Origin of the sequence: Vibrio clamense, assembly GCF_050337905.1 — a bacterium.
GTDB classification, from domain to species: Bacteria; Pseudomonadota; Gammaproteobacteria; order Enterobacterales; family Vibrionaceae; genus Vibrio; species Vibrio cortegadensis.
Window position 1 is genome coordinate 1 of sequence record NZ_JAKJTJ010000040.1, and the last position, 11214, is coordinate 11214.

The following is an 11214-nucleotide window of genomic DNA, read 5'->3' on the forward strand; positions in this document are numbered from 1 at the left end:
CCTTTTTCCTTTTTTGACCTGTTTCGCGATACGTTTCTTAGCTTTATCCAAATTCATATTAAATCCTTGTAAACACTGAAACTGAAAAAAATATAACGCCCAATTAAGGTGCGATAACGCTATAAAACCCAGACTAAACCATTGCGCCGTAAACACAAATTTCAAATCGGAGTAAAATCGGCAAGCGTTAGGAGTCACTCTTAAATTGTTTGTTAGCACTTTACATTACGCACTCTTTAGCCGCTTTAGCTTTCTCAATGCTTTTTTCGATTAAACTTTTGGTCTCTTCGCTACCAATTGTCGATAGAACTTTATTCATTAATTTCTCGGCCGTTGATTCAGATGAAGCATCAACCAAACAGCTATACGCATTGGCAATGTTATCTTTTGCTTCTGCCAAAGCTCCTTGGTCGCTTAAATCAACATCTAATGCCTCTTGTACTGAAACCGCTAGCTCTTTTGCCGATTCTGTTGCATCACCAAATTGCTCTAAATTCAAATTATCTAAATCAATTTCTGACATTTTCTCTTGCACGCTATCAACCGCTTGATTAGCCGCCTCTTGAGCTTGGTCAAGAGCTTTAGTTGCATCTTCACACCCTGATAGTGCTGCAACAAGAATAATAGCTGTAATATATTTGTTCATGTGAAACCTTAATGGCTGATAGTTGAATGTCATCATAATCGAGCATGCACTATCAAGAAACAGCAATAACGTAACTTCTTATTATATATGCGATATGTACACTACAAGAGGAGAGTTTGACAACTTACACCAGACCAGTGCTAACGCCGCATTAAGGTGTGAGCAACGTAACCACGATACTTAACCATACCACCGTAAACACAACACCCAACGATGGAATGAAAAATACCATGCGTTGGGAATCACTCTTAAATGCTTTGTTAAATTTATCTTACTCGCATGGCTGAAAACAACATGAAAGCAATCCATATGAACAAGGGAAATGTCATTGAATCAACCCACCCTGCATCAAAATTTATTATCCACGATACGTTTCCAGCAATAAAGAAAGACCAAAAGAACATTGCTAGCACGGTAAAAGCATAATATTTTACATCATTGACAAATGTAAACTTAATCACAAGTGAAGCGACTAGATTAGCGACTAATTTTGATAGAAACCAAAAAGGAATAAAGGCAATTACTGCCAAGAAAGCGCATATAGTTGAACGATTATCATAATTTACAACATAGCTAACACCTAATTTTGAAGATGCCAAATCAACTGTACCATGCAAATATAAAGGGATACTAAAAGCCATATACATCGACGCATACGAAACACCATAAAAGAAAATAGTATTTGTTAGCTTAGCTAAGTTTCTTCTATTGTTGGCTCTCCATTCTTCAAGATTTACATCTCCTGATTCTGGCAATGCTGGGACTTCACTCTCGGGTACGTGTGGCAAAGTAGGAGGTTTAATCCCTATAATTCTTTGACAGTAAGGTGTTATTAAGTTCACACAAACTCCCAACACCACAGTAACTATACCACCCAATAAAATTTCAAACATTTATATACCTTTATACTTATAAGTGCCTTGATGAATTTAACGCCCTGTTAAGGGGTGAGCAACGCAATACCGAAGCCGCCGCATACCACCTTAACCACTAAATTCAACGCATAGTAAAAATGCCACGCGTTGCGAATCCCTCTTGAACAGTTTGTTAACCCTCACTTTTTACCATTATCGATTTTAATTCGTCTATTGATAGCGGTGGGCTTTTGGTATGAAGCATTGCATGGCAATTAGGGCAAACTGGCACTAGATCCTTTGTTGGCTTAACTTCATAGTTTTCTGATATTCCAGCCAATGGCTTGATATGATGCACATGTATGAAGCCCTTACCGATCTCACCATAAACTTCTAAGAACGAGAAGCCACATACTTTACAACTGTAACCATGTTTATCAAGACACGCTTGCCTTGCTTTGGGGCATCGCTCATAGGAGTTAACTGTAACTTGCTTTTTTGCTCCCTCAGTGAAAATGCTGTTATCGACTAATTCACCGGAAAAGTTTTGGTCTGCTTCGACCTCCTTACGTCATGCATATTCAGGTACAGTCGACAAACGTCGCTTAGCTTCATTGATCTCTATTTCAGTGAAAAGCGATTTGAATTCAGGTTTAAGTACGGAATATTCCATAGATAATTCCGGACGTCCCACTTCTATCAAAGTTTGGAAGCCACCTTGGGTGGTATCTATTTTTGACAACTCTTTCTTCGCATGTAAAACAGCACCATTTTTTCTTACAGACCTCAGGTAGTAATTAGCCCAATATCCAGTAGCTCTACCCACAACTCGATAAAGGGATTCCAATTCATGTTGAAATAGTTCTTCCTTACTCATAATTTCCTCGTGAGGGTTAACGCCGCATTAAGGGGTGAACAACGCAACCACCCAAACTTAAAGTATTGTACCGTAAACACTTAATTTGAAGTAGAAGCAAAAATGCCAAGCGTTGAGAATCCCTCTTAAATGCTTTGTTATATGAATTTTTACGAAGTGCAGCCCTTACAAACATAATAACTACCGATAACTCGATTAGTTAAACTGCCACAGTTAGAGCATGGCTCTTCAGCGTCAGTTTCATGGATAAAGCTAGGCGCTGCTTCAGATTCTAATTTTTCAATATCTGAGACATTGGGCTTGTTCAGCTCTCGATTATGAACTTCGACGAACGCTTTAAATTCATTGTGATCAATATCGTAATAGACTTCAAAATCAGTTCTATCTTTAACTGAAATTTCAGGAGATAAACCAGACTCCTCAATCCTTGTAGACCACCAATTTACATTTTCTCGATGAGGGTTATTAAGTAGCTGATAAATGTAAATGACCTTAACATACCTAGCTAAATTGTCTTCACTATGCCCAGAGTTTGCGACCATTTGACAGAACATTCTCTGCCTACTTAGACCAGAAATACTTGCTGAGGCATCCTGACGCATTTTTGCAATACAGCCTGTAATGATTGTTGGCTTTATATTTATTCGACGTCCAATGAGCTTTGATGTTTTTCTAATATCGTTTGATAGAGCTTTGTAAGCGACAACTACCAAAACGACAATCACAATAAACCAGAACATAACCACCTCCAAACTATAGGGAATGACATTCTATCACGGGTAATTAAAGTTTTGGGTTTCATATAACGCCGCATTAAGGGGTGAACGACGCCTCCACCCAACTTAAAGCATTGTACCGTAAACACTAAATTTGAAGTAGATACAAAAATACCAAGCGTTGTGAATCCCTCTTAAATGCTTTGTTAGCTGCGTTTTGAAACTGGCAAAACTTCTGCCGTTTCTGTATCGAGCATTTCTAAAACACTTTCAAAGCCATGTTTTGGCAACCAACCTAACTTGTTCTGTGCTAACGATGAGTCATATACACGATCCAAAGTTTCGGGTAATTGCCACCCTCTTTGTCTAAAGGCAGAAGCTATCTCAGGACACCTTTGTGCGAGAACTGAGCTTGCATCGTTATATAAAGCTTCGCAATCCAAAGGGTTAAAAGGTGTTGCACCCGAGATGATAAACCGATTAAAACCACTTAAACGTTTTTCTACTGCACATAAATGAGCATTTGCTACATCACGAGCATCGATACCACGAGTTAAGCGAAATACTGCCATTAAGTCCGCGGGCTCTGGAAAACACCTAGACATTTGTAACACTGTCACAGGAAGATTGAACAGATTTGAAATTTCTTTAAGTTTGTTTTCAGCTGCAATTTTGCTTTTGTGATAAATCGATTTCGGTTGAGGGATAATTTGTTCATTCACCCAACCAGTAACACCTTTAGGTGTTGAAGCATAACCGTACAACGCTGTTGTACTGGTAAAAATGAAGTGCTTAACGCCTGCTTTTACACCAGCCAAAGCCAGTTTCTCGGTTGCGTCTACGTTGATAGACTGAAACTCTGAATCAGGCACTAAGCCAACATGAGGAGCATGAAGAGCTGCTGTATGAATAATTACGTCGATATTTTCAAGAGCTTCATTGAGCAGCGCACTATCACGAATATCACCAATATAATCAGCCGTTGAACAAGGTGTTTTATCAAAGCCAACTACGTCATGTGTTCGCATTAACTTGATATGGATTGCACGCCCCACTCTACCCGCTGAGCCTGTTACCAATATTCTCATTTACTACACCTTACTAATTATTGACCCCAAAGCAGCTAACGCCGCATTAAGTGGTGAACAACGCGACCACCTAACCTTAAACCTTGCCACATTTAGCACTGAAGCAGACCTAAGCTGAAATCGCCAAGCGTTGAGAATCCGTCTTAAATGCTTTGTTATGTTTTAACACAAACGACTGATTTATTTGGCAAAGAACTGCAACGGAGACCTAGATTTCTGAACCAAATCACAAGCTCGAACGTACTTGACCGCCAGATGCGCCAAGCCAGAAACGAGTAAGTCCACTTCCCTGCTAATGAGGCAACTTGACCCCGCCTCAACAAGCGCCCTTTCTTAGCAAAAGCAGCGCAGAACAATGGCGATTTGCCGAGGAAACAGCCAAGGTTATTGGCTGATTGGGAAATATGCCAAAAGCGACTTTGAGCCAAAGAAGCAAGATGACCAAACCACCCCGAAATCTAAATGAAGCAACCCACGAATTTTGGCATGTTTACGGGTTAAGTGATTCAAGAACTGGGGTAGACAATAGTGATTTGCTGAGTCTACTCCCAACGAATAGCTAAAGGGGCAAAGAACGATTCAAAGGCATTTAAGCCATTGAAATCCTAGTAAAACATAACGCCCAATTAAGGTGTGACAACGCTATATCACCCAAGCTTAACCATTGCGCCGTAAACACAAAATTCAAATCGGAGTGAAATCGCCAAGCGTTAGGAGTCACTCTTAAATTGTTTGTTATATTGCCCGCACGATGAAGCCAAGTTTAGCGCCAAGGTGCTGAATTGGTTGTAAATCTACTGGCTTTGAACTCAGAAGTAAAACGGATAGTTCGAAACTCAATCATAGACAACAAAACGCACTTGGCTAAGAAGCGAAATGAGCTGAAATTGGAGTCATTCGATTCGCCAGAATGACAAAGAATTCGAGCGAAAAACCTGACAGCAAAGTGCGCTGAAGCCACGATTTTCAATGAATTTCCCACTAAAAAGAAACCGCGCAAAATGAACTTGAGCCAACAAAACTTACTAACGAGGAGACTTGCGTGACGCTGCAGCTAATTAGCCGTAAAACATTCTACGTGCGATGGTCATTTTGATGGCAATTTTCACGAAATGAACAGGTGTGTAGCCCGAACGTAGAGCAAAGATAAACGGATAATTTAACCCTTTGAATCTTATGCAATATAACGCCCAATTAAGGTGCGACAACGCTAAAACACCCAAGCTAAACCATTGCACCGTAAACACTAAATTCAAATCGGAGTAAAATCGGCAAGCGTTAGGAGTCACTCTTAAATTGTTTGTTAGTTGCCCTTACTCAAGGCTAGTGCTAACATTTGTACACACGAAAACTTAGGAGCCATTCATGGATACTAGAATTCAATTCCGTATTGATGACGAAATTAAACGCTTAGCTCAACAAATGGCGGAGAGCCAAGGTCGTACACTTAGCGATGCTTGCCGTGAGCTTACAGAGCAAATGGCGGAGCAACAACGAAAAACATTATCTCATGACTCTTGGATAACTGAACAAGTAAACTTAGCATTTGAGAAATTCGACTCCGGGAAAGCTACATTTGTTGATCATGACTCAGCAAAAACTAGAATGGCTGAACGAAAAGCTAAAATTCGCAATCGAGGCCATCAATGATTTTATGGGAAGAAGAATCATTGAATGATCGTGAGAAAATATTTGAATTTCTTTATGACTTCAACCCTGACGCAGCTGAAAAGACTGACGAAATCATTGAAGATAAAGTTGAAAACTTACTTGAACAACCTTTAATGGGTGTTCAACGAGATGGTATTCGAGGCCGATTACTAATTATCCCCGAAATCTCTATGATCATTTCATACTGGGTCGATGGTTCAATTATTCGTGTAATGCGAGTTCTACATCAAAAGCAAAAAATTCCTGCAAACTAATAGTTTCGCAGGGCAACTAACGCCGCATTAAGGGGTGAACAACGCCTCCACTCCACCTAAAGCATTGTACCGTAAACACTAAATTTGAAGTAGAAGCAAAAATGCCAAGCGTTGAGAATCCCTCTTAAATGCTTTGTTATATTGCCCGCACGACAGAGCCAAGTTTAGCGCCAAGGTGCTGAATTGGTTACAAATCTACTGGCTTTGAACTCAGATGTAAAACGGATAGTTCGAAACTCAATCATAAACAACAAAACGCACTTGGCTTAGAAGCGAAATGAGTTGAAATTGGAGTCATTCGATTAGCTAGAATGACAAAGAATTCGAACGAAAAACCTGACAGCAAAGTGCGCTGAAGCCACAACTTCAATGAAGTCCCCACGAAAAAGAAGCCGCGCAAAATAAACTTGAGCCAGCAAAACTTACTAATGAGGAGACTTGCGTGACGTTGCAGCTAATTAACCGACAAACATTCTACGTGCGATGGTCATTTTGATGGCAACTTTCACGAGACGAACAGGTGTGTAGTTCGGACGCAGAACAAAGATAAACGGATAATTTAACCCTTTGAATCTTATGCAATATAACGCCCAATTAAGGTGCGACAACGCTATAACACCCAAGCTAACCCATTGCACCGTAAACACAAAATTCAAACCGGAGTGAACTCGCCAAGCGTTAGGAGTCACTCTTAAATTGTTTGTTAGGTGCGTATTTCTAGCAGATTTGGACTTGCTTGATTTTATAAACAAACTCTGGCTCATTAACATATGCCATAGCTCTATCCCAGAGAGGGTTTGTACGATCATTGAGGTTTCTAGCAAGTGCCTTTATTTCAGGAGGAGCATCTGCTCTGAAGTAATTTTTGTTACCACGATTTTTATCGTAACTTACCCCAGTTATTTTGAAGTTCATTGCCCTAACCCTTTTCTTTTTTTGCTTCTCTATGTCTCTATGTGCTGTTTCCCATGTAATGGCTCGAATTGCCAGATAATATTCGCGCTCTTTAAACTTACCATTAATCATAAAATCGGATTTTGGGGGATATTTTGGCTTTAACTTTCGTTTGTATAAGCCACCGTTCACAAATTTAAAGTGCATGTCATCCTCGGACATTTCGTACCTGCGAAATTCAGATATATCAACCCAATATCCTTTTGCTTTATTGAGATGTTTTTTCACAAATAGAACCGCTAGAGCTTCTTCTGTGCCTGCGTATTCCAAATACTTGCTCAGTAATTTATCATACATAAATGAACTTACTTTTCCCTTCATTGATAATTATTGATATTCCGCATAATGTAGATATAGCCCTAACGCCCAATTAAGGTGCGACAACGCTATAACACCCAAGCTAAACCATTGCACCGTAAACACATATTCCAAATCGGAGTAAAATCGGCAAGCGTTAGGAGTCACTCTTAAATTGTTTGTTATACGATATCACGCGCCAAGTCCTGCTCAACTCGTTTAAACGCTGTTAATTCTTGATCCGCTCTACCGCTAGCAACCGTTATCCATTGGAGACCAACCTCATCTTGATGCTCAAATTCAACTTGAAGTTGGTACTTTGAGCGAACGATAGAAAGGAATAAAACAACTGGGAACGTAAATAGTAAAGCAACTAAACCAGCATTGATACTAAAGCCCCAAGGAGTAGAAAATGGCTCGAACAACCACAAAATACTTGAAACTATAGCTGAAGTAACAGTTGCTTTAATTAAGTGCGAAGACACCTTATTTTCAACAACTTTAACGCTCTTAATCTGGCTAAGAGCATAACTATCCTTTTTGACCGTCAATCGACCATTAACTATTGAAAAGTCAGATATTTGAAACATACCACTTCCTCGTTTGGGTTAAAGAGTTAGAAAAATATTTCCACAAACGATTAGACGCATTGTTAAACATAAGAAAATGATATGCAACGACTTTTCACACCGTACGTCGTATAACGCCTTGTTAAGGTGTGAGGCACGCAATACCGAAGCCTCTGCATACCACCTTAACCGCTAAACCTGACGCATAGCAAAAATGCCACGCGTGCCGAATCACTCTTGAACAATTTGTTATGTGCCTTTGCGAATAGAGCCCCAATACACTTTGTGCCTGTCAGCCAAAGGAATGATTTTATATTTTTGAATACCAAGCAGGCACCCAACCCTTGAATGCCCCTCAACTAAATGAGGTATGTCAGATTTACCACCAAGAACTTTTGCATCTAGAAATATCGGTGGAGTTAACCAAGTGCCATGCTTTTTCCAATGATTGAGTACTTCCTCTCGGCAATCAATCACTGCCTCTCCAACGTCGTTGAAATGCGATGCATCTTCAGATACCTCCTCAAGGAAATCAGGAAATGAAGCATTGCTACCTATCTGCAAAAACTTCGTCGTATCAAAATCAACTAGCTCCCACTTTAGATCAGGAAGTAATAGATCACCGTAGAGAGCTAAAAAGCGACTGTTGGCATTATGATCAATATAAAACTGTTCAATCACAGAATCAGGCGCACTAACCCCATGCAGCTTGAGTAAATCGATACTCTTATCTGTGCTATATGGATCTAGTGCAATTTTCGACAAGTCTTTATACTTCAATTTTTTGCCTCAAAACTCTGGTGGTACATAACGCCGCGTTAAGTGGTGAGCAACGCCAACCACCTTTCCTAAACCATTGTGACATAAACACTTAAAATGAAGAAAGACGAAAATGCCGAGCGTTGGGAATCCGTCTTAAACGCTTTGTTAGAGTTACCTTATTCACGGACTCTCACTGTTAATCCTAAAACGGCATCCATGGTAGCGATTAGATTGTAGGTTATATAGCTCAAAATAATAATCGCCATAATAATGAATGTATTCGTTTCTTTATCCGCCATCTTCAATGCAAGCAAGATGATTCCAATTAAACATATTGCGATCAAAACAAGTAGCCCTGCACCTTTGGCTTTAAGTGACAACTCATCTTTCTTTGCTGTGACTGAAATATCTAATTCGCTATTACTACTTTCATCACTCATCTTGTACCTCTAAACCAATTGGTAACTCTAACGCCCAATTAAGGTGCGACAACGCTATGACACCTAACCTAAACCATTGCACCGTAGACACAAATTTCAAACCGGAGTGAAATCGTCAAGCGTTAGGAGTCACTCTTAAATTGTTTGTTATATTGCCCGCACGACAGAGCCAAGTTTAGCGCCAAGGTGCTGAATTGACAACAAATCTACTGGCTTTGAACTCAGATGTAAAACGGATAGTTCAAAACTCAACCATAGACAATAAAACGCACTTGGCTAAGAAGCGAAATGAACTGAAATTAGAGCCATTCGATTAGCCAGAATGACAGAGAATTCGAACGAGAAACCTGACAGCACAGTGCGCTGATGCCACAATTTTTAATGCAACTCCCACGAAAATGAAGCCGCGCAAAATGAACTTGAGCCAGCAAAACTTACTAACGAGGAGACTTGCGTGACGTTGCAGCTAATTAGCCGACAAACTTTCTACGTGCGATGATTATTTTGATGGCAACTTTCACGAGACGAACAGGTGTGTAGCTCGAACGAAGAACAAAGGTAAACGAATAATTTACCCTTTGAATCTTATGCAATATAACGCCGCGTTAAGTGGTGAGCAACGCAGACCACTGCACCTAAAGTATTGTGCCGTAAACACTAAATTCAAAGCAAACTAAAAATGCCGAGCGTTGGGAATCCGTCTTAAACGCTTTGTTATGGCGCTGAACTTGAAGCTAACTGCTGAATGTCAATTAGGTCTACTTCCCTACTCAATGTTCGTTTGTACTCTACCAGTTGATAAGCTGGCATAACCTGTAATTCAATGCCTTGATAACTTTTGACAACTGACTTTGCAAAGTCGATTTCTAGTTGATGCCATGAACCGTCCAATGACGATTGGATTTTGGTATTTTGAGATAAACCGATTTCAATTTTTTGATTTTGGTAAACCAACTGGAAATACTCTAAATCCCAACCGTATTCAGTATAACGAGTTAACGGTTTAGATATGAATTGAGATACGTGAGCCAAGAGCTTATTTGCATCAGAGTTGTGGATATAAAGGTCTATGTCTGCAATTTCACGGCTGCCACCATGAATAGTTGCAGCTAGCCCACCGACAATTTGGTACTCAATGCTCTCTGCATCCAAAAGTCCTTTCAACCACTTCAAGGCTACTTTCATTTTCTCACTCATCTAGTTCCCTTAGCTGAATTTTGCCCTGCGCCATAACGCCGCATTAAGGGGTGAACAACGCCCCCACCCGACCTAAAGTATTGTACCGTAAATACTAGATTTGAAGTAGATACAAAAATGCCAAGCGTTGAGAATCCCTCTTAAATGCTTTGTTATATTGCCCGCACGACAGAGCCAAGTTTAGCGCCAAGGTGCTGAATTAACTACAAATCTACTGGCTTTGAACTCAGATGTAAACGGATAGTTCGAAACTCAATCACAAACAACAAAACGCACTTGGCTAAGAAACGAAATTAGGCAAATTTGAGTCATTCGATTCGCCAGAATGACAAAGAATTCGAGCGAGAAACCTGACAACAAAGTGCGCTGAAACCACGACTTTCAATTTAGCTTCCACGAAAAAGAAGCCGCGCAAAATGAACGTGAGCCAACAAAAATTACTAACGAGGAGACTTGCGTGACGTTGCAGCTAATTAGCCGACAAACTTTCTACGTGCGATGGGTATTTTGATGGCATTTTTCACGAAAAGAACAGGTGTATAGTTCGGACGCAGAACAAAGATAAACGGATAATTTAACCCTTTGAATCTTATGCAATATAACGCCGCGTTAAGGTGTGATGCACGCTTGGCTATACTTGAGCGAAGCGAAACTGCCAAGCGTGAGGAATCACTCTTAAACGCTTTGTTATGTGCTATTTTTGACCATCGTACGCCAGTACTGCACTCTTCAGTTGCTGAATGTCCGAGGCACACAGATACCGCTTTAATACTTCGAACTTCTCCAAAGGCCAGTCATAAATTCGCATTTTCAGAAGCTCAGCAATAATCGATTCATCAAAGCGATATTTAACTAATTTCGCGGGCGTTCCTCCAACAACACTATAGGG

13 protein-coding genes and 1 pseudogene are annotated in these 11214 nt (G+C 40.2%); 2 read left to right on the plus strand and 12 right to left on the minus strand.

The genetic code is table 11. From position 1 onward, the window contains the following. Positions 1–220: 220 nt before the first annotated feature. The 6 genes from L4C39_RS19200 to L4C39_RS19225 form a co-directional block, all read right to left on the minus strand. The gene (locus L4C39_RS19200; protein WP_429747509.1) at positions 221–646 is read right to left on the minus strand and encodes a hypothetical protein; all 426 of its coding nucleotides are present in this window, start codon (positions 644–646) and stop codon (positions 221–223) included. A gap of 266 nt (positions 647–912) precedes the next feature. Beyond that, positions 913–1539, minus strand: coding sequence for a hypothetical protein (locus L4C39_RS19205; protein ID WP_429747511.1), 627 nt, complete (start codon positions 1537–1539; stop codon positions 913–915). Between the two features lie 154 nt (positions 1540–1693). Then, complete coding sequence (locus L4C39_RS19210; protein WP_429747529.1) at positions 1694–2017, minus strand: HNH endonuclease; 324 nt, start codon at positions 2015–2017, stop codon at positions 1694–1696. Between the two features lie 54 nt (positions 2018–2071). After that, on the minus strand, positions 2072–2377 hold the full coding sequence (locus L4C39_RS19215) for a hypothetical protein (protein WP_429747513.1): 306 nt from the start codon (positions 2375–2377) through the stop codon (positions 2072–2074). Between the two features lie 149 nt (positions 2378–2526). Next, positions 2527–3117, minus strand: coding sequence for a DUF1198 family protein (locus tag L4C39_RS19220; RefSeq protein WP_113798884.1), 591 nt, complete (start codon positions 3115–3117; stop codon positions 2527–2529). A gap of 182 nt (positions 3118–3299) precedes the next feature. Then, positions 3300–4181 (minus strand): NAD-dependent epimerase/dehydratase family protein, encoded by an 882-nt coding sequence (locus tag L4C39_RS19225; protein WP_429747516.1) that lies wholly within the window; start codon positions 4179–4181, stop codon positions 3300–3302. A 1365-nt stretch (positions 4182–5546) separates the two neighbouring features. On the opposite strand from L4C39_RS19225, the gene L4C39_RS19230 reads away from it, so the two are divergent. Then, positions 5547–5831 (plus strand): type II toxin-antitoxin system RelB/DinJ family antitoxin, encoded by a 285-nt coding sequence (locus L4C39_RS19230; RefSeq protein ID WP_017051427.1) that lies wholly within the window; start codon positions 5547–5549, stop codon positions 5829–5831. Continuing rightward, on the plus strand, positions 5828–6106 hold the full coding sequence (locus tag L4C39_RS19235) for a type II toxin-antitoxin system RelE/ParE family toxin (RefSeq protein WP_429747518.1): 279 nt from the start codon (positions 5828–5830) through the stop codon (positions 6104–6106). Before L4C39_RS19230 ends, L4C39_RS19235 begins: the two co-directional genes overlap by 4 nt. A gap of 717 nt (positions 6107–6823) precedes the next feature. On the opposite strand, the gene L4C39_RS19240 is transcribed toward L4C39_RS19235, so the two are convergent. The 6 genes and pseudogenes from L4C39_RS19240 to L4C39_RS19265 all read right to left on the minus strand — a co-directional run. Continuing rightward, positions 6824–7357, minus strand: a complete 534-nt coding sequence (locus L4C39_RS19240) for a hypothetical protein (RefSeq protein WP_429747520.1) — start codon at positions 7355–7357, stop codon at positions 6824–6826. A 182-nt stretch (positions 7358–7539) separates the two neighbouring features. Then, positions 7540–7947: a hypothetical protein gene (locus L4C39_RS19245; RefSeq protein ID WP_429747522.1), complete on the minus strand. Its 408-nt coding sequence runs from the start codon at positions 7945–7947 to the stop codon at positions 7540–7542. 228 nt (positions 7948–8175) lie between these two features. Then, entirely contained in the window at positions 8176–8706 is a 531-nt protein-coding gene (locus L4C39_RS19250; RefSeq protein WP_429747524.1) for a hypothetical protein, read from the minus strand. Positions 8707–8864: 158 nt separating this feature from the next. Further along, positions 8865–9128, minus strand: coding sequence for a hypothetical protein (locus L4C39_RS19255; protein ID WP_429747526.1), 264 nt, complete (start codon positions 9126–9128; stop codon positions 8865–8867). A 714-nt stretch (positions 9129–9842) separates the two neighbouring features. Next, a complete protein-coding gene (locus L4C39_RS19260) occupies positions 9843–10325 on the minus strand; it encodes a putative signal transducing protein (protein ID WP_429747527.1) in 483 nt (160 codons plus the stop codon). 694 nt (positions 10326–11019) lie between these two features. Then, positions 11020–11214: pseudogene (locus L4C39_RS19265) on the minus strand (CatB-related O-acetyltransferase); the annotation flags it as partial.